Here is a 22,335-nt window from a genome sequence, read left to right on the forward strand (position 1 = left end):
TAATACAAATACTAAACAAAAACGCTTTAAAAGCCAACTAATGTTAATCATTTTTTAAAATAAAAGTGCAAATGTAAATAAAGCAGGTACACGCAGGGGGTTTTAATAACAAAGTTTTGTATCCTAGGAAAGCAAACATGGATTAAGCACTTAATTGGTACTATTAAATTAGATTGAACTGTCCAGAGGATATTGAGTTTACATTTAAATTACAAAAACTCGAAACCATATCAAATAACGGGATTATTTGTTTCTCTAAATATATTTGGTAATCGTAGTTATGTAAGCCTTGATACAGTTCCACACCATTAGTTGTGTAAACAAATGTAACAAATTCGCCTCTATTTAGAGTAAATTCACTATTTTTTTTCTGGAACTTTTTTACTGCCTGTACGTGAGGAGGGATATTCTTTCTATAATCGCTTAAATTTTGACCTAACCGTTTTTTAAAAACCAATAAATGATCAAATTCCCCTCTTATAAGGTTACTAATGTACTCTTTAACTAGAATATCAATTTTAGAAGGCTGCTTAAAAAGGAGGGTGAATAAATCAAATTGAAACTGCTGCGCTAATTTAGTCCAGTCACTTCTTACTGTTTCTAATCCTTTAAAAACAAGTTTTGTTTCATTGTGTTTTATTAATTGACCAACATAGCGCTTTTTAGAGCCAACTGACTTACCTCTGATTGTAGGTAAAAAGAAAGGACTATAAAGAGATTCAAACTCTATTTCTAAATGACTTGTTAGATTATGTGTTTGTTTAATCTCGCTAACCCAAGCCGTATTTATTTTATCAGCTAAAAACTTTCCAATTTCATTGCACTCATCATGAGTTAACTCATCGTCTAATTTTATAAATGTGGAATCTGTGTCTCCATAAATTACACTGTAGCCAAACTCCTCTATCCACTTTTTAGTTTGTAGCATTATTTCGTGCCCACGCAGAGTGATAGAACTTGACAGCCTTGGGTCATAAAATCTGCATCCCTTAGAACCTAAAACGCCATACAAACTATTCATTATTATTTTAATTGCCTGAGAGAGCATAGGATCATTATGGTCTTTTGCCAGCTGACGCTGTAAAGCTAAACTTTTTATAAGTTTAGGTAAGTGATGATTTTCTCGAGAGAATTTAGCGAAGTTATAACCTTCGACACTATTACTAGGGTTAGCTAACCCTTCTATTAATCCAAGAGGGTCAATATAAAAGGTTTGCATAATACTGGGGTATAGACTTTTAAAATCGAGAACAATTACATTTTTATAGAGTCCAGGTAAAGACTCCATTACATAGCCACCTGGGCTTTCAAATGTTAATCCGTGGTCCCCCATATTAGGTGCCACATAGCCACTCCTATGTAAAAGTGGTAAATACATATTAATAAAAGCGGCAACAGAGCCACCTTTTTTTTCAAGTTCAAGCCCTGTTAACTGGGTTCTAATAACAGCAAAGTCGAGGAGCTTTAATTTTTCAAAAATTTTATTTACAAGTATGCAATCTTGCCTATTGTATGCAGCAAGTGACAGCTTATCTTCATTAAATTGCCGAATAATTTCTTGTAAACTATTATTCGACTCAATTAATTTTGACTCCCCTAATATTTCCTTTGAAACATTAGCGAGCGAAAAACTTTCAAAGCTATACGTGGCATTTTTTAGCGTATCGATCCCATCAATAACACAGCGTCCGGGAATAGATACACGGGTAAAGTGACCTTTACGAACATATAATGGAAGCTTTCCCCTACCTATTGCTAATTTTAACCCTAAAGCCTCCGCGCGTTCATAAAGCACGGAAAAATCAAACTCAATAACGTTCCAACCAATAATTATATCAGGGTCATGTTCTGTAATTAGCTCTACAAACAATCTTAATAGTGCAACTTCATCCTCGCACCAGATAATAGTATACCCTGCACTTGGTTCAAACGGCTGTGGCTCTCCTATCATTATAATACAATCTAACCCGCACCCAACCAGGCCAATAGAGAACAATACACCGCTCTCATTACATTCTATATCCAGTGATAACTTAGAAAGCGAGGGGGAATAATCAGAGTTAGCTTTTAATTTAGCATTTAAAATTACACTATAACTTTCATACTCAAAATGATTACCAGTAACCCACGCCCCCCCCTTAATAAAGCGCTCCATTAAATAGCGATCAATTGGTCTTATGTCATCCTCAAATAAGGTAATCCCGCTATTTTTTAAAGCTTTACTTGCACTATAAAATTGCCTTAAAGATTTAAAATAACATGCACTCATTTTTTGCTGCTGAAAGTTTTTTAAAGCAAGAGGTTTTATATAAAAGTTAACCGATTCTGCATTTAAAACATTATTAACTATATTTGTATCTTCGCTTTTTATAAAAAACAGAGCCGTTTCACTATCAGATACGGTCTTAATTGGTCCATTTTCGGTGGTTAACCAAATTTCATATTGTAAACCATGTGCTGTATCATTAGCCTGAGCTGAAAGTACAAAACCTGACGTTAAATACACGATAGAACCTTTATAAGTTTTATGTAAATGTAAGTTAAATCAATAAATAAAAGAGTAAAAATGATTAACGAGCAACTGCTTAAAGAAGCATTAAATTTAATTGAAAAAAAACTATATGTAGAAGCTATTCCTCTACTAACCACTATCACTAATAGCCAACCAGAATTAGACCAAGCTTGGCTCCACTTATCAAAGTGCTATGAAGAGATAGAAGAGTTAAGTAATCAACGTGAAGCCTATAAACAGTACGAAATGATATCATGGTTTAATCAGCAATTATCGAAAGCCAAAGAAGAGTTACGTAAGAGTGACTTTAAAAACACACAAAAAATAATACAGGACTTATTAAAATTAGTTCCAAACGAAAAGCGATGCTTACTATTGTTAAGCGAAGCAGCATTTAAAGCAGGTGATTTGCAAACATATTTTAAAGTATCTCAATATAACTTTAATTGTAATCCAACTTCTATCACTGTTACTTTCAATTATTTAGAAACGCTTTTTAATACAAAGCACTTTAGTGAATTTATCCAAGTTACATCAGAGTTAGATAATGTGGATCTTTCACCTCGCATGACGAGCCTCTTAGCAGCATGTCATGTTAAGCAAATGAACTTTGAACTTGCTTTTGAGCTTTTCTCTGTATTAGAAGAGCAAAACTTCCACCCTTCTATTTGCTTACTGAGAATGGGCAATATTAAAAAAATTATTGGTGATTCAGCTCAAGCAATCGACTTATATAAAGCAGCGTTAAAAAAAGATAACACTAATACAGAAACTTATTGGAACTTAGCTAACTTAAAAACTTATAAGTTTACAGATAACGAAATAAAAGACTTAGAAGCCCTCTCAACCTCATTACTTCAACCAACTAAAAAAGCATTCATACACTTTGCACTAGGTAAAGCGTATGAGCAAAAAAACGACTGTAAGACTGCTTTTAATCATTATAAAGCCGGTAACTTAATAAAAAATAAACACATTAAATATCGCGAAAGTAAATTTGATACACGCTGTGTAAAATCGATAAATAAAGATCTAATTACAAAACTACCAACCATTCCATCACCACCTTTTCAATTAGTTTTTATTGTTGGGATGCCAAGAAGCGGCTCTACATTGATAGAACAAATATTAGCTAGCCACTCAAAGGTAGATGCAAGCTATGAGTTAACTGAAATTATATCTATTGCTAAATTATTAGAGCAAAAAAACACTTCAACAACACCTTACGGTTTAGACAATATTACAGAGCAAGCCCTTATAGATCTTTCAAAGCGCTACCTTAAATTTATTGAGCCCTTAAGGAACAAAAAGCCTATTTTTATTGATAAACTTCCTGCTAACTATCAACATATTGCGTTAATAAAGTCTTTATTCCCCAATGCTAAAATAATTGATGTTAGACGAGATAACAAAGCAACAGCATGGAGCCTATACAAACATACTTTCTCAGAAGGCCATACATACTCATATAGCTTTGAAAATCTAGCTCAATATATAAATAAGCACTGTGAGCTTATGGAGCATTGGAAGGCGCTTTACTCAGATGATATTCTGAGCGTTCAATATGAGCACATAATCAAAAACTTTGACTCAACTGTAAAAGAAATAATGAGTTTTTGCTCTATTGAAATAGAAGAAAGCTGTTACTCTTTTTATAATTCTAAACGCCCTGTTTTAACACCCAGCTCAGAACAGGTAAGGCAACCTATCTACAAAGACGCCATAAACGACTGGAAAAAATTTAAGCCGTATCTAGAACCATTAATTAAATTACTAAATTAATCTCATCGTTGCTTGTAGTTACACTCTTATGACTCTAAAATCCATAGCACTGTAATTATATACATAGTTTAGGCAAATCATCCCATGCTTTCTGACTCACTAAAAAAAACAATTAGGCAAGTACACCAGCATGTGGCTAATAACCTAACTGATTATCGTCCGCGTAGTAGCCAAAACTACCTCGTCGCCGAAATAGCAAAAACGCTTGCCGGCGAATACCATAAAAAGCAGCGCATATGCGTAATTGAAGCAGGCACAGGTACAGGTAAATCACTTGCTTATTGTTTAGGTGCGTTACCGCTTGCCCTTGCACAAAAAAAGAAGCTGGTAATTTCTACGGCTACCGTGGCATTGCAAGAGCAATTAATTGCTAAAGAGCTGCCTTTTTTTAAAAAGCATTCTGGGCTCGACTTTAAGTTTGACCTAGTAAAAGGTAGGCAGCGCTACATTTGTGCACATAAACTACATAACGCAGTTAATGGTGATAGCCAAACGCAAATGGAGTTTATGCCTACACTTACCTCACCATTAAGTGATATGGAAACCAAGTGCCTCAAAGATTTATACGATGCATACATTAATAAAAAATGGCAAGGCGATAGAGACAGCTGGGCCGACACCATTCCCGACAGAGTTTGGAATTTAATTGCATGTGATAAACATGCCTGTCAGCGCCAAATGAAAGCCCACCAAACCTGCCCGTTTCAGCTTGCTCGTAATCAGCTTATGCAAATGGATGTACTCGTAATTAATCATTCCTTATTACTAGCTGATTTAGATTTAGGTGGCGGTAAAATATTACCCGAGCCCGACAATACTATTTATGTAATAGACGAAGCGCATCACCTTGCGCATATTACCCGCGACTTTTCATCAGCGGCAGCCACTATTAAAGGCACCATAGACTGGCTAGATAAACTCACCAAATTTAGTGGCAAAATGTCTAAGGTATTAGTTGGTCAAAAAGCCATTGGTCAAAACTTCAAACTGTGCGACAGCATTAACGACGCCAATAAAGATTTAAAAGTAGTGCGTGATATTCTCGATAACGCCGACTTTGAATACTCAAAAGACGATACGTACCGGTTTGAGCACGGCGAAATCCCTAAATCATTGCATAGCAAAGCTAAAGATATAAGCGATGCCACACTAGATGCACTGCGTTGCTTAAACAAAATGCACGACACCCTCACCCAAGATGTAAGCGATGGTGACATAAAACCCTACGTTGCTGACCCTGTCTTAGCCGAAAGCGGACAATACATAAACCGCTTAGAGCAGTTAAATAAACTTTGGTATAGCTATGCAAATAAAGGTGAAGGCACACCACACGCTAGGTGGATAAAGCGCTTAGAGTATAAAAGCCATCACGATCATTTATTAAGCGACTGCCCAATTGAAGTAGGCTACTACCTAAAAGATAAATTGTGGAATGAATGCGCCGGTGCAGTTTTATGCTCTGCCACTTTAAGTGCCCTAGGTTCGTTTGATCATTTTGCTTACGAAAGTGGTTTAGCAAAAGAAGAAGGCGTTAAATTTATTAAGGTCCCCTCACCTTTTGATTACCCTAAACAAGCAACACTTAGAATTCCGGTTAGTAAAATAGAACCAACCGACAAAGCGTTTAGCGACCATTTAGCGCAAACTCTGCCAGAGTATTTAAGTACTAAAAAAGCTAACCTAGTTTTGTTTGCCTCGTACTGGCAAATGGACCATGTGGCTAAGTTTCTTAGAACAAAAGGTTTTAACTTATTAGTACAAGGCGAAATGTCGCGAGAAGCATTGCTTAAAAAGCACACTCAAAATATTGATGCTGGCAAAGGCAGTATTTTATTTGGTACGCAAAGCCTTTCAGAAGGGCTTGATTTACCTGGTAAATATTTAGAAAATTTAATTATTACAAAAATACCGTTTGCTGTGCCAACGTCTCCAATAGAAGAAGCCCAAGCAGAATTTGTACAAAGTAAAGGCGGTAACCCGTTTTTGTCTATCACAGTGCCCGATGCCGCAAAGAAATTGGTACAGAGCTGTGGTAGACTGCTGCGAAAAGAGAGCGATGAAGGCTGTATAACCATTCTCGATAGGCGCTTAATTACCAAGCGCTACGGCAAAGCCATGCTCGACACCTTACCACCTTTTAAAAGACAAATAGATTATTAATGTTTGAACTTGCTTTAGATCCAACCACACTGGCAGTTTTATGTGCAGCGGCACTTGCTGCTGGCTTTATTGATGCAATAGCCGGTGGCGGCGGGTTGCTTACCGTACCCGCACTATTAACCGCAGGCTTACCGCCGCATGTAACGCTTGGTACCAATAAACTTGCCGCAAGCTTTGGCTCTTTAACCGCCAGCTATACTTATTATAAAAAAAACCTATTTAGTCCTAAGTTTTGGGCAAGCTCTATTATTGCCACAGGCATAGGCGCTTTAATTGGTACACTTGTTGTTGATCATTTAAGTATTGATTTTTTAAACAAGCTTTTACCTATCATTATAATTATGGTGGCATGCTATAGCTTATTTGGCAGCTTAAGTACCACGCAAGGCGACCAACTACCTTCAAAAAGCCCCGCTTTAAAAGTTAAACAGTGGTTGCAAGGATTAGCTTTAGGTTTTTTTGATGGCGTAGCAGGCCCAGGTGCCGGTACGTTTTGGACTGCCTCAAATAGCTTACTATATAAAATGAGCCTTTTACTCAATTGTGGTTTGGCTCGCTCAATGAACTTTGTATCTAACTTTATATCGCTCATAACCTTTATAGCGCTTGGCCACGTAAACTTTTTACTGGGCTTAATTATGGGTTTATTTATTATGTTCGGCGCTTGGATTGGTGCACACTCAGCCATCCGTTTTGGCGGAAAATTTATACGCCCGGTATTTAATACAATGGTTATACTTTTAGCATTAAAACTTATTTACGAGGCTTACCTATAAAATGCTAGCAAACGCTTTAGATAAATTACGCCAACAAGTTGCCACATTGAAGCAACAAGCCGAGCAATTTGATAAAGCTAAATTGTTTTCTAAAAACCGTTATATGCAAGCGCAGCCAAGCTTGTTTGATCGCGGCGTATTTAGCACTAAAAGCATGAACCTTGCCGACTACGTAACAGAAATAGAAGATGAAATAGCAAGCCTACCGCCAAGTGAACATCGCCACGCATATACTTACGCTCTTGAGCGCATAGGTAATCAAGTGCAAGCCGTGTTTAGTGTTATTAAATCAACGCCTATTTGGACAAAAGAAAACAAAAGCCACTTTAAACCACGCCCAAAAAATAAAGTTTATAAACAAGCCGTGCAAAAAATAATGCAATCGTCGCACGAGCTATACGACGAGCTTAAACAAAACCATGAATTTGAACGCCGCCTGGTATTAATGATTGAAGAGCGTAAGCTGCAAATGGAAAAAGCCACACCAGCGCAAGCACAAAAGCTTAATATGGAAATTTTAACAACACATGCTCGATTAGGCAGATGCCGAAAAGCAATTTCGGCCACCGAAGATAAAATTCAACAAGTCGAAAAACAACAATTACGCTAATGCAGTTTTTTTATCACCCGCTTTATTCTGCTCTAACGCTTCCTGAGCGCCATCGCTTTCCAATACAGAAATACCAACTGCTCAAAGCAGAAATTGAAGATCTAGGCTTAACGGCTAATCATTTTACTTCGCCTATAAAAGCAACGCCTGCTCAGCTTTCGCTTTGCCATAATCAAGCTTATATTAATGACTTTTTAAACGGGTCACTTAATAATAAAGCCATTAAAAAAATGGGTTTTCCTTATTCAGAACAATTGGTAGAGCGCACTTTATTATCGGTTGGTGCAAGTATTCAAGGTAGCGAACACGCGCTAAAGCATGGTTTTAGCGCTAATTTAAGTGGTGGCTATCATCATGCATACAGTTATTACGGCAGCGGTTTTTGTATTTTTAACGACCTTGCTATTGCAGCAGCTCATTTAATAAATACAGATCAAGCCGACACTATTTTAATTTTTGATTGCGATGTACATCAAGGCGACGGCACCGCACAAATAACGCAAAACCAAAGTAATATAATCACTTGCTCTATACATTGTGAACAAAACTTTCCGCGCTTAAAGCAGCAATCCGATTACGACTTTGCAATGCCGGCCAACACTACAGATGCCGACTACTTAACTACCCTTAAACAGGCACTCGAATTTTGCGTTCGCATTCACAACCCCGACATTATTTTATATAACGCAGGGGCAGATATTTACCAAAAAGACGAGCTTGGCCTATTTAATGTATCCCTTGAGGGAGTTTACAATCGCGACTATTACATACTCAATTATTGTAAAATGAATAACATCCCACTCATGTGTGTACTTGGCGGGGGCTATCAGCGTAATGTAAATTCGTTAATTAATGTTCATAAACAACTATTTAAAGCTGCTGTCGATTTATACCCAGCCTTAGTATAAACTCATAAAATGCAATGGATATTTAGGGAAGCAAGATGCGATTACATGAAGACATACATAACTTTTACGAAAAAATAGTGGTTGAAGAAATCCTTAAACGTAAACTAGATAAAGTTTACAACGAAGATGTTATGGCCGACTTTTGTTGTACGGTGCTCAATCAACTTCCCCCTCGCTATATTCGCTACGATGTAGATATGGCCTTTTATTTGCCACAAAGTGAGCGAATTCATATGGAAGAGCGCGTTCAAACTGCTATTGATGTCGCCATTAGTCAAATATCTAAAAAGAAAGATCTAAATGAACAATCCACTTGATCAAGCCCCTACACATGTAAAACTGGCAGTAGATTTAATTATGCTTTTGGAGCAACACGACGTTGCCCCAGAAGAGGTTTTAAAAGCACTCGATATTGTAAAAAGCGACTTTGAAAAAAAGCTAGAAAAGCCATAACGCTATTCTATTGTTTGTATATCGTGCTCGGTAACGCTACCGTCGTGCTTAGTACAATCAATTTTAACTTCACCAAATGTACGCCTAGGCGAAGTTGAGCGTCGACAGGTCATATTTTGTGCTTTAACGCCAAATTGCACTATATACAACGCCACTGTTTGGTCTATTTGTTGTTTTTGCTGCGTAGTCGCTGCACTGTAAAATGCATCGTATTGCGCAGACCAATTTTCAACCCCCGCTTCTTTTGCAACGCCTAGCCAGCCCATCCCGAGTTTAGTAGATTGCTCCAAGTATTGGCCTTTTAAAAACATAAATGCCAACGTGTATTGTGCACTTTTATAACCAAGTGCTGCGGGCTCTTTTAAATCATAAAAAGCTTGTTCGTACAGCCCCTTTTTATACGCTTTAATGCCATTGTATTCTTTTTTCTTCATTGTATTGTCGCTGTATAGGTTAACTGGGGTCGACCCACATCCACTTAGTAAACCCACAACCAAAATTGCTGTAACCCCTAAACACCTAGCCATAACTAGTCCTTTTATTATTTTTATATGCGAGTACCGAATCTGGCTTACACTCTTTGCAAAGCCTGTTATTCTGTAATCTAATTTGTATAATTAAAATACTATCATGAGCTTAGCAAGTTTACTTAGGTTATTTTTTCTGGCTGCAATTTGGGGCGCCTCATTTTTATTTATGCGAATGGCTGCTAATAGTTTAGGGCCCGCGGTGTTAATAGAATTTAGAGTCGGCTTTGCGGCACTCACACTTTTTATAGTTGCACTGTATTTAAAGCGCCGATTAGCGTTTATCCAACACAAAAAGCACTTTTTTATAATTGGCGCACTTAACTCTGCTCTGCCTTTTTTACTTTTTGCTTATGCCGCACAAACTATTAGCGCATCTACGTTATCTATTTTAAATTCAACAACCCCTATTTGGGGCGCTGTTGTGGGTATTATTTGGAGTAAAACCAAGCCTACTCAGAGTATGGTTTTAGGCTTGCTGTTGGGTTTAGTAGGCGTAGCAATTTTAGTTGGGCAAAACCATTTTGTATTAAATAGTCAATCAATAATAGCCATAGTAACAGCATTGAGCGCTTCGCTTTGCTATGCCATTGCATCCCATTACACAAAAAATGCGCCAAAGCTTGCACCGTTCGATAACGCACACGGCTCAATGTGGGCAGCAAGTTTTATGGTACTGCCCCTTATTTTATTTATGCCAATGCGTGAAGTTCCTACCACCAACGTTATGCTCGGCGTTTTAACCCTTGGCGTAGTGTGTACAGCGCTTGCTTATATTTTATTTTTTAAGCTTATTGAAGATATAGGCCCAACTTCAGCACTCACTGTCACGTTTTTAATTCCGCTATTTGGCATTTTTTGGGGACATTTAATTTTAGATGAGCAAATTGGGCCAAATACATTATTAGGCGCATTATTTGTTATTGTGGGTACTATGTTGGTTACTGGTTTTTTACCACGAAAAAAGCACTTAGCTAAAACAAGCTAAGTGCTTTTACAAAGCGCTTACTTTTGTGCTTTTTTGCTTAAGTTTTCAATTAAATCTTGTGCGCTATAGCTGTTGTCGCTGGGTTTAATGCCTTTGCCCATTTTAATATCAATCAGGGTGTGCACTTCTTTGCGTTTATCACTGTTGCTCACTTGTACGCCTACACTATTGCTCGGCCGTACGCGTGTTTCGCAGGTTAATAAACCACAGTTTCGCTCATATTGTTGGCTGTGTGATGCACTGATAGATGACGCGGGCGCTTGCGATTTAGACTCAACAAAGGTTTCTTTATTTGTTACAACAAACCAGTCGTAGCCTTGCGCTTGGGTAAGTTCAGCCGCGCGTAACAATGCATAATCACCGGCATCGGCTACGTTGTTTGACACACTTTTAAACTCGACGCGGTATTGATCGTCACTAATTTTTTGCTCGCTATAACCTTGTGATCCATTATTAGCTGGGCGGTAGTCGGGTTTAGATGCGCAACCCGCCATAAGTAAAATACTGATAATTAAAATAGATGTTTTCATCATTCACCTCGTTTTATAAAAGCTATTATTGGTTTAACTGCCACTTTGCACTAATTGCTTGCTGCTCTTGCGCTCTATCTAGTGGTGCGCCGCTGATCATGCTATCTATAACAGCATCTAACTCACTGTTATTAGACGCCGTTTGATATTGCGCGCCATTATCACTTTGCTGCGCGGCTGTTTGCGCTTTTATTTGCCAACCGCTTTGCGTTTTACAAGCAATGCTTGTTTGCGTGGTATTGTTTGAGCTTAGCGCATACTGCCTACAAAGCTCACCTTGCTGATTTTTAAAACTAAGCTGCGCGCTAAATACTGAGCCATCAATTTGCTCATACTCTCCACTACTTAGCTGTGTATTAAGGGCTGAGGCTATGCTACTGGCTACTAAATTTTGCGACCCATTGGGTTGTAAATAACTAGTCATTGCAATACCAAATACCACGGCAACACTTGCAACTATTGCTAAGCTTTTATTAGCCGAGTGCTTAGCCTTTTGCCAAGGCGTTAACGCCACTACATTGCTATTCGACGTGTTTTTAGTCGTTGCTGTATCAAGCTTTGCAACCGTTTTAGCTAATGAGTCACTAAGGGGGGCGTCATCAATACTTGTTGCGTGCTCTTTTACTCGCATGTCTACTTCGCTTAGCTCTGCAAGTCGCATTACTAGTTCATCATCCGTTTCAAGGGCTTTACGCACTTGTTCCATTTCGTGCTCGCTTAGCTCTGAGTCTAAAAAGGCGCTAAGTGTTTCGTCGTTAATGTTCATACTTGCTCCTTTTTAAAGTCGGGTTTTATTAAGTTATAAAGTGTACTGCGTGCTCGCGATAATTTACTCATTACACTGCCTATAGGTATATCGAGTGTATGTGCTACGTCTTTATAGGCCATGCCCTGCAATGCCACCAGCGATACGATGGCGCGTTGCTCTTCGGGTAATTGCCCAAGTGCGGTATTTACATTTTTAAGCATTTGTTTGTTTTCTAGCGTTTGGTGCTCATTACTTGTAATTGGCTCTGGTAAAACATCGGCCTGGGCCGTATTTTGCCTTACCTTGCGTGAGCGGTATTCGTCTATCCACACATTGCGGCAAATTTTAAACGCCCATTTAGCAGGCTCAACGTCATCCGGAATGCCTTTTACTAATAGTTTTTCAATTGTTATTTGCACTACATCGTCTGCATCTGCTTTACTACCCGTTAGCGAATAGGCAAAACGCCTAAGCATGGGCAATAAGGTTTTTAATGTTTCGTTCATTGATTTTTACCCCTTTTATAAAGAAGACGATTCAAAAAAACATTTATTCCCAAATAATCAAAATAATTTGAATAATGAAATATTTTTATGTGTTAAACGTTAACTAACAAGCATGATAAATTTAATAGAAGTAACCCACTATGAATATTAAAAACACACGCGTTAAACACATAATAGCCGCTTCGCTTTGCATATTTAGCGCAACGAGCTCTGCCAATATAGTAAAAGTCGATCAAGTGCTTGGGCAGTTAAACCCAATAGAGCAGCGTATTGAACAAACTATAGAGCGCGCACAACGCCTGCCGCTTCCGGTGCCTGTTCCACAAATATCGATTGATGAACTAAAAGCGCAAATTAGTGAGCCAATTAGCAGCTTACCCAATGTGCTTAACATTAATATAAATAGCCAAAACACCGCATTTGTAGAAATAGAGCTAGAAAACGGCTTTAGGGCAATAGAGCGCCAATGGTTATTAATGGCAAATAGCCAACAACTTAATACCCTAAAGCAGCAAAATGTAACCATTGTATCGGTAAAAAATTACAACGCACTTAACATGAGCTTAGTGCGCTTTAACGTGCCCCAAGGTGTTAATTCTAAAAGTGAGTTATTAAAAGCACTTAACTTAGATGAGTCTGCAATACTTGACCGAAACCACATTTACCAAGCGCAAACAGGCGAGCCTACCGCAAAAGTAACACCAAATAAGTCTGTTGCCCCTTACTGCACACAAAGCGTAAAAATTGGCATGATCGACAGCGCCATTAATACCAAACACAATGCTTTTAAAGGCGCAAATATCACTACGCAAAGCTTTTTACCACAAGGGTTAAGCTCGCCAAATTTACACGGCACCGCCATTGCAGGGCTAATTACAGGTAAAGGCGCAAAACTTAACCCGCTTTTAGGCAATGCCAAGCTTTACAGTGCCGAGGTGTTTTATAGGCAATCTGAATATGCACAAGGGGCTACATTATTTGCCATAGTAGAAGCACTTAACTGGCTAGTTAGTAATAAAATACCCGTAATTAATATGAGCCTAACAGGGCCAAATAACGCAGTTTTAGAAGCAAGTATTACTGCAGCAATAAAACAAAACGTGTTAATTGTAGCTGCTGCAGGTAACCAAGGGCCGGCGTCGCAGCCGTTATACCCAGGTGCGTATAAAAGCGTGATAGCGGTAAGTGCTATTGATGCAACAAACCAAATTTATAGATGGTCAAATAAAGGCGATTACATAGACTTTGCAGCCCTTGGTGTAAATGTTGTTACAAGCCAAGGCAATGGAAAATTTGGAAGGGAGTCGGGTACGTCAATGGCGGCGCCGCATGTTAGCGCGGCATTAAGTTGTTTATTGTTAAAGCATGGTAATAATAAAACCAAAGCACTTAACGAGCTTACATCGCTTGCCATCGATTTAGGCGAGCATGGCAAAGACACCACCTTTGGTTATGGTGCCATTTACCCACCTAAAAATGCACTTTAACTGACGCCGATAAAACCGATTGCGTATAGGTATTGCTACTAAGCTTTGATTGATAATCGCCATATTCAGCCTCGGCTATTAATGTTACGTGCTCAAATAAAGCTAGGTTATAAAACGCATTAACGACATTTCGGTGCTCATCTCGCGACGGTATTTGCTCAAAAATATCATCCGTTGTTTGCTCATCGTAATCTTTATTATGATAACGCCAGCCTGCCCCCACTTTGTTAGCCATATTAAAGGCCGTAAATTTGTGCGTAACTTTAGTAGTAAAGCCGTAGCCGTTAAAGTCGTATTGGTTGTCATCGGCGTTTTCTTTATCGGCACTTAGCGCTGCCATTAGCATGGTTTGCCCATTATTTATAAAATGATAAAGCGCTACATCGCCACCTACGCCGTCGGCATTACGTGCTTTTGCTGTAGCAAAACGTTTAGCTTTGGTTTTTATGCTCATACGCAAATACGTATGCGGGTTTAAAAAATGGCCATAGTAGGCGCTGGCTTGATTAAAATGTAAAAATGTTTCGCCATCTACATTTGCTTTTGCGCCATCGTAACGAACCCCTACCTCATGGCTATTAAAGCTATAACTGCCATCTAAACCATATTGATGCAGGTCTAAATCGTATTGATCAAATTCATCGTAGTCTTGTTGTTCAAACTTATAGCTTGAGGTTAATTTAGCGCTTTTGGTTACTTGCCATTTTGCATTTACACCGGCTGCGGTTTTTATGCCGCTGTCGCTTTGCGACGAAATATCGTCAAGCTCCTGAACAGACAGCGCCGAGTTACTTAATACTCCAACTTCTGCATCTGCATTTAGCTCAAAGCTACTTTTAAAGGGCTTATTTTGCTCAGCTGTTTTAACGTGGTTGGTTTGTGCAAGCACCGCTTGGGCACTAAAAACACACAATGTGGCGGTTATAACTGCTTTCATATTTATTCTCCAACAGGCCGAATAGGTTTCCCCATTCGGCATTTTGCAAATACGCTTAGGGCGTGTTGATCTTTGATGGTTGAATTTGCAGCAGCATGTTTGGTTTTTAGGCAAGGCAGAGCCTATGAAGTGTGGTTATTCCCCATAAATAGGCGATAACGCAGCATAAATGCCGAACATGCGCTGCCCTTCGGGTTCTGTCTAGGGGCGATAAGCTATTTGTTGCCTACATGGATGCAGATAAAGAGCGAGAGCAAGATGCGGAAGCTTTGCTCAGTTTAATCGCCCCTAGATTGAACAAATTTCAATCTGCAAAGTTCAACACGCTCTAAAGGCCTAGGTCTAAATCGTTAGTAATGTTGGTTACTACTTCACTTGCGGTGCTAAGTGCTACATCGTTACTAATTTGATCAGTGACCGCCGCACTCACCTGCCCGCTAACACTTTGCTGTACCGTGCTTTGTAAACTACTAACCGTACTGTCTTGCACACTGGCAATTAAAGATTGCTGAACACTGCTTACTACTTCATTACTGGTATTAATTGCATCACCCATTTGCAGTGCAGAACTCACTGAGTTTGCAGCCGTATTAGTAATTGCTAATTGGTTTGTAAGCTCACCCGCATTAAGCGCATTTGTTGCATCAGCTTGGGTAACCAAATCGGTAGCGCTACTTACACTTGAAAGTAAAGAGGCATCGGCTGGTGTATCTGTGGTGTCTGGCTGAGCGCCTTGTTCAGAGGTAACAGAAAGTAATAACGACTGGCTCACAGCGGTTGTTAAATTACCCGCCGATGAGGTTAACTGCGCTGTTGCATCGAGCGCAGTGTTGACTGTGGTAATGCCTGTGGTATTTAAAGACGAGGCCGATGCATTTAATGCATTATTTAAAGATGAGCTAGCAGATGCAACTAATGAATTTGCAGGCTCTGCGGCCTCACTGCTTTCTTGCGCTGGAGTTTGCGTGTTATTTGCCGTTGAATCTGTAGCTTGCGAATCATCAGCCGTTACTTGTGTATCGTTAGATACGTTTGACTCGTTGCTACCACTGGCTGTTAAACCGTTTTGTGAAAGCGTAATAGATGTAGATGTTTGTTGCTGCGCCGACGTTGACTGAGATAGTTCAATATCAGCGGCATGCACTGCACCTGTAAAAGTACACACACCGCTTAACATCATTACGCTTACAATTTTATTTAATTTAGTCATTGTTTTGTCCTCTAGTTTGTCGGATTGACATAAAGAAGACGATTTACAAAAACACTTTATTCCAAAAATAAATAAAAAATTATAATAACGTTACTTAATTACTTAAGTTTCATACCCTTAAATATAAATTACTCGTTTACTGCGTTAGCGTTTCACTGTTTTGGATCAGCAATAACAGCTCGGCAGTGGCGGTAGCATCGGCCAATGCGCGGTGATGGCTGGTTAAGTTTAAATTAAAATGCGCGCTAAGGTTACCAAGCGAATACGACTTTAGCCCTTTAAACGCTCTGCGCGATTCAACCACGGTGCACATTTTTGGCATTTTAAAAAAGTGCCCTGCAACCTCGCATTCTTTTTTTATAAAACCGTAATCAAAGTTTACGTTATGGGCTACAAAAATACTGCCTGCAAGTTTATCTAGTAGTGGCTGTGCTATATCGGCAAATACAGGCGCGTTGTAAACCATGCCATCGCTTATGCCGGTCAATTTAGTAATAAAGCTTGGGATATGGCGCTGCGGATTAATAAGTGTCGTCCAGGTATCAATCACTTTACCGTGCTGCACTTTAACTACGCCTATTTCGGTAATACGGTTACCGCCTTTTAAGCCACCCGTGGTTTCTATATCAACCACGCTGTAAATACGGTTAGGGTCTACAAACCACTTAACTGCAGCAATATGTACTGTAAAACCTACATTTTTTAAATTATCAATGGTGGTTAATTGGTTGCGCCTAAGTTTATCGCCTGGGGCTTTTACCTCTTCAAAATGTACTTGGCCATTATTAATAACCATTAAGTCGGGGTAACCATCTTTTAACTGTAAATAGTGTTTGCTCATAGCCGTTAAGTGCGCAATTAACGCTTCAAGCGGGCTGTTTAAAATAAGTGCCTCTAGTGGCTCTAATAAATTGCTGCGCCATCTAAATAAACCATTGGGCTGCTCAAAATACTGCGCGGCATGCTTACATACCAAATTAAGCAGCGCCTGATTAGTGCTACAGCTTTTTAAACGTGCGTCAATTTGCGTGCTTTGTGCTTCATAAAAATTACCAAGCTGTAAAACTTGCGGGTAAATATCAAATTCATTACACGGTGGGTAAGGCGATTCAATAAATAACTCGTGCCAAAATACTAAGCCAAACAAGCTTTGCCATAAGGTGTTTTCGGTGTTAAAAACCGTTAACCCTTTTGCACTGTAATGCTCATTTACACCTTGCTCTACATCGCCTCGGTAAATTTCGTCAATTTCAAGCACACACTGGGTGTCGGCCAGCATGGTGCTTAAGCGCGAACGCGTTTGTTTATTAAACTTACGCATTAAAAAGTCATCAGCAAAATACAGTAAATCGTCGGTGAGCGGGTTTTCTATAATTTGTTCTAGCTGCGCTTTAACCCACGCTTTATTACCTAGGCGGTATTGCTCTCTTATTTGAATTTCTTGTGCTTCGGCGTAATCGGTGCAGCCTTCAAGTAGGCTAAAGGCAAGTTCGCTATCGGTATTTTTAAGTTGTTTATACAGCCTAACCAGCAATTTATTTTTAATGTCGTGCGCTTGTGCACCGTGCGCCGGTTGCACTAATACTAAATGCGCAAGCTCGGTGTAAGGGGTTTTGTCATCAAAGGTTTCATCTTTTGTATTACCGGCTGTTTTGCCGATGTTTTTAAACGCTAAACGGTGACGATTTAAAACGTAATTAGATTGCGCCTCAGCGAGTGTATTAAAGCGTGACAAGCTCTCGCTGTGCCCTTCGCGGGTAGCGGTTAACCCTAAATCGCGCATAACAAAGCGGTTTTGGTGGTTTACATCGCCACTACTTAAGCGCCCTGCAAATAAAAACTCAAAATACTCGTAATAATCTTCTCGGTTATTTCTCACATACTGGCTATATAAAGGGGCTAAATCATCTGCGCGCTCACTAAAAAATTGGCACGCAATAGTGACCAACTCACCTTTAGCTGCGCTTTTTTTAAAGTTTACTTGCTCACTGTAATTACTGAGTAACTCCACCAACATAGGCTTGGTTAAATGCGCTATAAGCTGCTTGTAATGCTGTGCGTTTGGCTCATATAAAATGCCCGCTGTTTTTAGCGTATAAATAGCCTGATGCGGCGAAGTTATTTCTTCATAATTGAGCGATTGCGCCTGCACTAAATAAGGCCTGCGCGAATATACACGCGCCAACATGCATTGGCTTTGCTCATCTAGTTGGTTAATTTTACTAATAAATTCACTATGTTTAGGCTCAAGTAAATGCATACATTTACTTGTTACAAACTCAATAAGCTCTCTAAAATGCGCTAAATAGTATTTTGCTGGTAATTCTTTTTTCATAACATCGCCACAACTGTATATAAAAACAGTATCTAGCATTTATGCTTATTATTCAATCTTAAACTTGTAACTAAAACACGCTATAGTGAGCGTATAAAAGTAAATTTATTAAAAATAAAGGACTTACCATGAGCGCGCACCCGTACGATGTTTTATCACTCAATAACGGCGCAAATATTATTTTTACGCCTTGCCCTGGTACAAAAACGCAAAACCTAGCGGATTCAATCGCTACATTAAAAGCCGCAGGCACTCACATGCTACTATCGCTTATGCCGCAAAAGGAGCTTGAAAAAAACAACGTACAAACAATTAATACTGAGTGCAAAAAGCACGATATAACCTGGTTTCACTTACCTATAAATGACGACGAAGCACCCAAACAGCCCTTTACATCAAGCTGGAACACCCACAAAACAGACATACTACAAGCCATACAGCAAAAACAAACCATTGCCATTCATTGCAAAGGCGGCACTGGCCGCACAGGGTTGGTTGCTGCGCTTATTTTAAATTCGGCAGGTTACACAAAAGATGAGGTATATAGCTTAGTACAAGGTATTCGCCCTAAAGCACTTACTATAAAATTACAAAAAGAGTACTTTAATAACTTTGAGGTGTGAGGGAGAAACTGGGGGAGATTTAGCACTATGAATAGTGCTAAAAATACTTTTAAGCTAGCTATGGATTAGCGTTGATGGGATTAACCACTTGTTATGTTACCAACACTACAGGCACACCGTCGCTTCACCCATATGAATACAACGATATAGACTTTTTGTAGTATTATTTTTAAAGCTAGGGCTTTGGCAGACTGTATGTGGCTTACCTATTTTTTCCTTAATTTCATCTAAATGTTGCCATGTTTCCATCGCAACTCTGTCATGCACAGCTAAGAAGTAGTCTAGTTTTTCTTTCGTGTAATACTTAGATAGCTCCTGCTTTGAAACATACATTTCCAGTGCTTTTGACGAGTTGATAATTTGCAAATTGTCCTCGCAGGCCAAGGCTGTTCCCATTAATGAGCCTGCATTTTTATACCTACGCTCAACTTCAGTTTCATTTGTTACATAAGAACATGCGGATAAAAGTAGTAATGTTAAAAGAAAAAAATTCTTAACCATTGCCATCGTCTCTCTTTTTAATGCCCACTTAAGCGGACAAAAATTGTTGACTATAATGTGTAGCGGAGCGAAACGTAGCCAACTATTTTTGTTGATCTTCACCCGATAAAGTGCTTGTTATCCCAATGTTCGAAGATTAAGACTACATTTATCTGATGCAATAACTATCTCTTTGAATACCATGTTTCTATTAACATTATCACGAATATATTCTCTTGTTTTCATAGGCATTCTATACCCAAATATAATAGATTTAATCCACTCAGGTTGGGATTTAACTAACGCAAAGTCCTTAAAGTCTTGCTTAATGAGGTGCTTAGAATCATTACTTAACTTTAAACGAAATTCGTTTTCATATTCCCATTCATTTAATTTCACCTTTAGAGCATCCCACGCTTGAATACCTAATTCATCTTTTGATCTCAAATCTAGTGTTGATTCTATTAATTCTAAAATATCAATATTTGCTAATGTTTTTTTGTATGTAACCTTATCTGGGGTTACATAACTCTTATCCCATTCAATACAAAAACCATTATGCGAATTAGCATAATGAGACCACATTAAATTATTAGTGGGATTATCCGTAATGCAGTAAAAAAGGTAACTATCCAATATTTCATTCATTTTTGTATGAAGTAATTCAAAATTGTGTTTTGATTCTTTACCCATGTAAAGTTGTTTGAATGTTAGCTTTGAACTCCCAGAGAGCTTTTTATAAGTATTCCTTACGCGCGTTCGAGACGGTGTTCTAAATTCGACTCTCGAATCAAAAAGATCATTAAAGTTATTTCTCCGTGAAAATGTTACTTGATTATTAAACAAGTTAGTCAGGGAGTATTCTTTATCTAATTCTTCATGAGAATTGATTGGGCAATACTTAAAATAATTGTTCAAATTCCACACACCCTGAATAGAATTGGCATAGCAACTTAATCGACGACGTTTGTCGTTTTATAAACCGACAATGTTCCTATATTCAATGCATTTACCTTAACCCCCAAATAACCACCTGTAAACAAATACTAAACCTCATATCAGTTTATGCAATTGCAAAGTATTGAATCTAAAGCCTTTAAGCTAATACCTTTAAACTAAATCCCTTAAATTAAAACCTTCAAAGCACTGCTTAATTTATACACGCCAAACCCTTTATACCCGCACAAATGTATTCAGCTGTAGCGCTTTACGATATTATGCTCCTTTAAATTTAAATTAACTTTCAGGGCATATAATGACAACGCACACACCGCCTTCCCACTCAGCCAACACAGCTGAAAACACCTCTCTTTTTTACGTAATTTTTATCTCTGCCGTGGCTGCTATTGGTGGCTTTTTATTTGGTTTTGACTCGGGCGTTATTAACGGCACAGTGTCGGCACTCGGTAATGCGTTTAATTCAAGCAGTGTGGCTACGGGGTTTAACGTAGCCTCGGTATTATTAGGCAGCGCCGTGGGGGCACTTGCTGCGGGCCCGCTGGCTGATAAGTTTGGTCGCCGTGCAATTATGATCATCACCGCGATTATTTTTGCCATTAGTGCGTTTGGCTCAGGCATTAGCGAAAGCTCGGCCGAGTTTATTTTTTACCGCTTATTTGGTGGCTTAGGTATTGGTGCTGCATCGGTATTGGCGCCGGCTTATATTGCGGAGGTTGCGCCACCAGCCCTTCGTGGTCGTTTAGCTACACTTCAACAACTCGCTATTGTATTGGGTTTATTTGCTGCGTTTTTAAGTAACTATTTAATTGCTGATGCAGCAGGCAGCGCGCAAAATATTTTAATGCTTGATACAGCCGCTTGGCGCTGGATGTTTTGGGCTGAGCTTGTGCCTGCAATACTTTTTTTAGTGGGTGTGTTGTTTATTCCTGAGTCGCCTCGTTATTTAGTGGCACAAGGTAAAGTAGACGATGCAAAAACGGTATTTAGTAAAATTTCAAACGACAACGTTGCTGCGCAAATAAGCGATGTTAAAAGCTCCTTGCATAGCGATAAAAAGCCGAGTATTCGCGATTTATTTATTGATGGCAGTAAAAAAGTACACCCAATTGTTTGGGCGGGTGTTGCGCTGAGTGTGTTTCAGCAATTTGTAGGTATTAACGTGGTATTTTATTACGGCTCTGAGCTTTGGCAAGCTGCTGGGTTTGATGAGTCGCAATCGCTATTTATAAATGTATTAGCGGGTACTACTAATATTGTATCGACCTTTATTGCTATTGCCCTTGTTGACAAAATTGGCCGTAAGCCACTATTGCTTGTAGGCAGTGTGGGTATGTTTATTAGCTTAAGCGCGCTTACTTATATATTTGGCAGCGCAGGCCTTGATGAAGCAGGCAAGCTTGCACTTAGCGATAACATGGGTACGTTTGCGCTTATAATGGCTAACTTATTTGTGGTATTTTTTGGATTAAGTTGGGGCCCCGTTGTGTGGGTGTTATTAGGCGAAATGTTTAATAACCGTATTCGCGGTGCAGCGCTTGCTGTTGCTGCAAGCGCACAGTGGATTGCTAACTTTGTCATTACCATGACCTTCCCTATTATGCTGGCTAACATTGGCCTTGCCGGTGCGTACGGCTTTTATGCTTTATCGGCACTTATTAGCATATTTTTTGTTGTTAAATACATTAAAGAGACCCGTGGTAAAACACTTGAGTCTATGTAATCTAAAGCTAAATTAAGCCATACTAAAAATATAACTGGCACGCTCTGGCTGCCAGTTATATTACCTTTTAATAACCTGAGTTA

21 protein-coding genes are annotated in these 22,335 nt (G+C 39.0%); 11 read left to right on the forward strand and 10 right to left on the reverse strand.

Annotated features, from left to right (window positions below):
• Window positions 1-163: 163 nt before the first annotated feature.
• Window positions 164-2,506, reverse strand: a complete 2,343-nt coding sequence (locus ATS74_RS07700) for a DNA polymerase II (RefSeq protein ID WP_058548331.1) — start codon at window positions 2,504-2,506, stop codon at window positions 164-166.
• A gap of 60 nt (window positions 2,507-2,566) precedes the next feature.
• Between ATS74_RS07700 and ATS74_RS07705 the strand changes: the two genes are divergently transcribed.
• The 7 genes from ATS74_RS07705 to rsmS all read left to right on the forward strand — a co-directional run bounded on the left by ATS74_RS07705 (window position 2,567) and on the right by rsmS (window position 9,201).
• The gene (locus tag ATS74_RS07705) at window positions 2,567-4,294 is read left to right on the forward strand and encodes a sulfotransferase family protein (protein ID WP_058548332.1); all 1,728 of its coding nucleotides are present in this window, start codon (window positions 2,567-2,569) and stop codon (window positions 4,292-4,294) included.
• 84 nt (window positions 4,295-4,378) lie between these two features.
• The gene (gene dinG, locus ATS74_RS07710; protein WP_058548333.1) at window positions 4,379-6,454 is read left to right on the forward strand and encodes an ATP-dependent DNA helicase DinG; all 2,076 of its coding nucleotides are present in this window, start codon (window positions 4,379-4,381) and stop codon (window positions 6,452-6,454) included.
• A complete protein-coding gene (locus tag ATS74_RS07715) occupies window positions 6,454-7,230 on the forward strand; it encodes a TSUP family transporter (protein WP_058548334.1) in 777 nt (258 codons plus the stop codon). The genes dinG and ATS74_RS07715 overlap by 1 nt, the downstream gene beginning before the upstream one ends.
• 1 nt (window position 7,231) lies before the next feature.
• Window positions 7,232-7,840: a primosomal replication protein gene (locus ATS74_RS07720; protein WP_058548335.1), complete on the forward strand. Its 609-nt coding sequence runs from the start codon at window positions 7,232-7,234 to the stop codon at window positions 7,838-7,840.
• Window positions 7,840-8,748, forward strand: coding sequence for a histone deacetylase family protein (locus tag ATS74_RS07725; protein ID WP_058548336.1), 909 nt, complete (start codon window positions 7,840-7,842; stop codon window positions 8,746-8,748). The genes ATS74_RS07720 and ATS74_RS07725 overlap by 1 nt, the downstream gene beginning before the upstream one ends.
• Window positions 8,749-8,783: 35 nt before the next feature.
• Window positions 8,784-9,065, forward strand: a complete 282-nt coding sequence (locus tag ATS74_RS07730) for a late competence development ComFB family protein (RefSeq protein WP_058548337.1) — start codon at window positions 8,784-8,786, stop codon at window positions 9,063-9,065.
• Window positions 9,049-9,201: a pleiotropic regulatory protein RsmS gene (gene rsmS, locus ATS74_RS19670; protein WP_082660570.1), complete on the forward strand. Its 153-nt coding sequence runs from the start codon at window positions 9,049-9,051 to the stop codon at window positions 9,199-9,201. Before ATS74_RS07730 ends, rsmS begins: the two co-directional genes overlap by 17 nt.
• A gap of 2 nt (window positions 9,202-9,203) precedes the next feature.
• Here rsmS and ATS74_RS07735 read toward each other — a convergent pair whose 3' ends face one another.
• Window positions 9,204-9,728 (reverse strand): sel1 repeat family protein, encoded by a 525-nt coding sequence (locus ATS74_RS07735; RefSeq protein WP_058548338.1) that lies wholly within the window; start codon window positions 9,726-9,728, stop codon window positions 9,204-9,206.
• A 103-nt stretch (window positions 9,729-9,831) separates the two neighbouring features.
• On the opposite strand from ATS74_RS07735, the gene ATS74_RS07740 reads away from it, so the two are divergent.
• Window positions 9,832-10,716: a DMT family transporter gene (locus ATS74_RS07740; protein ID WP_058548339.1), complete on the forward strand. Its 885-nt coding sequence runs from the start codon at window positions 9,832-9,834 to the stop codon at window positions 10,714-10,716.
• A gap of 17 nt (window positions 10,717-10,733) precedes the next feature.
• Here the strand turns inward: ATS74_RS07740 and ATS74_RS07745 are convergent, their stop codons facing one another.
• From ATS74_RS07745 to ATS74_RS07755, 3 genes are read right to left on the reverse strand one after another with little or no spacing between them, the layout of a single operon-like run.
• Window positions 10,734-11,246 carry a CC0125/CC1285 family lipoprotein gene (locus ATS74_RS07745; RefSeq protein WP_058548340.1) on the reverse strand — a complete coding sequence of 171 codons (513 nt, stop codon included), beginning with the start codon at window positions 11,244-11,246 and terminating at the stop codon, window positions 10,734-10,736.
• Window positions 11,247-11,271: 25 nt separating this feature from the next.
• Window positions 11,272-12,012: an anti-sigma factor family protein gene (locus ATS74_RS07750; RefSeq protein ID WP_058548341.1), complete on the reverse strand. Its 741-nt coding sequence runs from the start codon at window positions 12,010-12,012 to the stop codon at window positions 11,272-11,274.
• Window positions 12,009-12,500, reverse strand: a complete 492-nt coding sequence (locus tag ATS74_RS07755) for an RNA polymerase sigma factor (RefSeq protein WP_058548342.1) — start codon at window positions 12,498-12,500, stop codon at window positions 12,009-12,011. The genes ATS74_RS07750 and ATS74_RS07755 overlap by 4 nt, the downstream gene beginning before the upstream one ends.
• A gap of 140 nt (window positions 12,501-12,640) precedes the next feature.
• Here ATS74_RS07755 and ATS74_RS07760 point away from each other — a divergent pair, with 140 nt between their 5' ends.
• Window positions 12,641-13,987 carry a S8 family serine peptidase gene (locus ATS74_RS07760; RefSeq protein ID WP_058548343.1) on the forward strand — a complete coding sequence of 449 codons (1,347 nt, stop codon included), beginning with the start codon at window positions 12,641-12,643 and terminating at the stop codon, window positions 13,985-13,987.
• Here ATS74_RS07760 and ATS74_RS07765 read toward each other — a convergent pair.
• From ATS74_RS07765 to ATS74_RS07775, 3 genes are all read right to left on the reverse strand, one after another.
• Complete coding sequence (locus ATS74_RS07765; RefSeq protein WP_058548344.1) at window positions 13,971-14,924, reverse strand: hypothetical protein; 954 nt, start codon at window positions 14,922-14,924, stop codon at window positions 13,971-13,973. The genes ATS74_RS07760 and ATS74_RS07765 overlap by 17 nt on opposite strands.
• A gap of 328 nt (window positions 14,925-15,252) precedes the next feature.
• Window positions 15,253-16,134, reverse strand: coding sequence for a hypothetical protein (locus tag ATS74_RS07770; RefSeq protein WP_058548345.1), 882 nt, complete (start codon window positions 16,132-16,134; stop codon window positions 15,253-15,255).
• Between the two features lie 136 nt (window positions 16,135-16,270).
• The gene (locus ATS74_RS07775; RefSeq protein ID WP_058548346.1) at window positions 16,271-18,508 is read right to left on the reverse strand and encodes an exonuclease domain-containing protein; all 2,238 of its coding nucleotides are present in this window, start codon (window positions 18,506-18,508) and stop codon (window positions 16,271-16,273) included.
• Between the two features lie 89 nt (window positions 18,509-18,597).
• On the opposite strand from ATS74_RS07775, the gene ATS74_RS07780 reads away from it, so the two are divergent.
• Window positions 18,598-19,092, forward strand: coding sequence for a phosphatase domain-containing protein (locus tag ATS74_RS07780; RefSeq protein WP_058548347.1), 495 nt, complete (start codon window positions 18,598-18,600; stop codon window positions 19,090-19,092).
• A gap of 105 nt (window positions 19,093-19,197) precedes the next feature.
• Here ATS74_RS07780 and ATS74_RS07785 read toward each other — a convergent pair whose 3' ends face one another.
• Both ATS74_RS07785 and ATS74_RS07790 read right to left on the reverse strand, forming a co-directional pair.
• On the reverse strand, window positions 19,198-19,599 hold the full coding sequence (locus ATS74_RS07785; protein ID WP_152996112.1) for a hypothetical protein: 402 nt from the start codon (window positions 19,597-19,599) through the stop codon (window positions 19,198-19,200).
• Between the two features lie 111 nt (window positions 19,600-19,710).
• Window positions 19,711-20,265, reverse strand: a complete 555-nt coding sequence (locus ATS74_RS07790) for a DUF2971 domain-containing protein (RefSeq protein WP_235591996.1) — start codon at window positions 20,263-20,265, stop codon at window positions 19,711-19,713.
• A 562-nt stretch (window positions 20,266-20,827) separates the two neighbouring features.
• Here ATS74_RS07790 and ATS74_RS07795 point away from each other — a divergent pair.
• A complete protein-coding gene (locus tag ATS74_RS07795; RefSeq protein WP_058548350.1) occupies window positions 20,828-22,252 on the forward strand; it encodes a sugar porter family MFS transporter in 1,425 nt (474 codons plus the stop codon).
• The last annotated feature ends 83 nt before the right edge of the window (window positions 22,253-22,335 follow it).

Origin of the sequence: Pseudoalteromonas sp. H103 (assembly GCF_001469205.1) — a bacterium.
Taxonomy (GTDB): Bacteria; Pseudomonadota; Gammaproteobacteria; order Enterobacterales; family Alteromonadaceae; genus Pseudoalteromonas; species Pseudoalteromonas carrageenovora.

Excerpts from the sequence above, each read along its gene's own strand:
- ATS74_RS07705 (WP_058548332.1), top strand. The coding sequence starts at position 2,567 with ATGATTAACGAGCAACTGCTTAAAGAAGCATTAAATTTAATTGAAAAA.
- dinG (WP_058548333.1), top strand. The coding sequence starts at position 4,379 with ATGCTTTCTGACTCACTAAAAAAAACAATTAGGCAAGTACACCAGCAT.
- ATS74_RS07715 (WP_058548334.1), top strand. The coding sequence starts at position 6,454 with ATGTTTGAACTTGCTTTAGATCCAACCACACTGGCAGTTTTATGTGCA.
- ATS74_RS07720 (WP_058548335.1), top strand. The coding sequence starts at position 7,232 with ATGCTAGCAAACGCTTTAGATAAATTACGCCAACAAGTTGCCACATTG.
- ATS74_RS07725 (WP_058548336.1), top strand. The coding sequence starts at position 7,840 with ATGCAGTTTTTTTATCACCCGCTTTATTCTGCTCTAACGCTTCCTGAG.
- ATS74_RS07730 (WP_058548337.1), top strand. The coding sequence starts at position 8,784 with ATGCGATTACATGAAGACATACATAACTTTTACGAAAAAATAGTGGTT.
- rsmS (WP_082660570.1), top strand. The coding sequence starts at position 9,049 with ATGAACAATCCACTTGATCAAGCCCCTACACATGTAAAACTGGCAGTA.
- ATS74_RS07735 (WP_058548338.1), bottom strand. The coding sequence starts at position 9,728 with ATGGCTAGGTGTTTAGGGGTTACAGCAATTTTGGTTGTGGGTTTACTA.
- ATS74_RS07740 (WP_058548339.1), top strand. The coding sequence starts at position 9,832 with ATGAGCTTAGCAAGTTTACTTAGGTTATTTTTTCTGGCTGCAATTTGG.
- ATS74_RS07745 (WP_058548340.1), bottom strand. The coding sequence starts at position 11,246 with ATGAAAACATCTATTTTAATTATCAGTATTTTACTTATGGCGGGTTGC.
- ATS74_RS07750 (WP_058548341.1), bottom strand. The coding sequence starts at position 12,012 with ATGAACATTAACGACGAAACACTTAGCGCCTTTTTAGACTCAGAGCTA.
- ATS74_RS07755 (WP_058548342.1), bottom strand. The coding sequence starts at position 12,500 with ATGAACGAAACATTAAAAACCTTATTGCCCATGCTTAGGCGTTTTGCC.
- ATS74_RS07760 (WP_058548343.1), top strand. The coding sequence starts at position 12,641 with ATGAATATTAAAAACACACGCGTTAAACACATAATAGCCGCTTCGCTT.
- ATS74_RS07765 (WP_058548344.1), bottom strand. The coding sequence starts at position 14,924 with ATGAAAGCAGTTATAACCGCCACATTGTGTGTTTTTAGTGCCCAAGCG.
- ATS74_RS07770 (WP_058548345.1), bottom strand. The coding sequence starts at position 16,134 with ATGACTAAATTAAATAAAATTGTAAGCGTAATGATGTTAAGCGGTGTG.
- ATS74_RS07775 (WP_058548346.1), bottom strand. The coding sequence starts at position 18,508 with ATGCTAGATACTGTTTTTATATACAGTTGTGGCGATGTTATGAAAAAA.
- ATS74_RS07780 (WP_058548347.1), top strand. The coding sequence starts at position 18,598 with ATGAGCGCGCACCCGTACGATGTTTTATCACTCAATAACGGCGCAAAT.
- ATS74_RS07785 (WP_152996112.1), bottom strand. The coding sequence starts at position 19,599 with ATGGCAATGGTTAAGAATTTTTTTCTTTTAACATTACTACTTTTATCC.
- ATS74_RS07790 (WP_235591996.1), bottom strand. The coding sequence starts at position 20,265 with ATGGGTAAAGAATCAAAACACAATTTTGAATTACTTCATACAAAAATG.
- ATS74_RS07795 (WP_058548350.1), top strand. The coding sequence starts at position 20,828 with ATGACAACGCACACACCGCCTTCCCACTCAGCCAACACAGCTGAAAAC.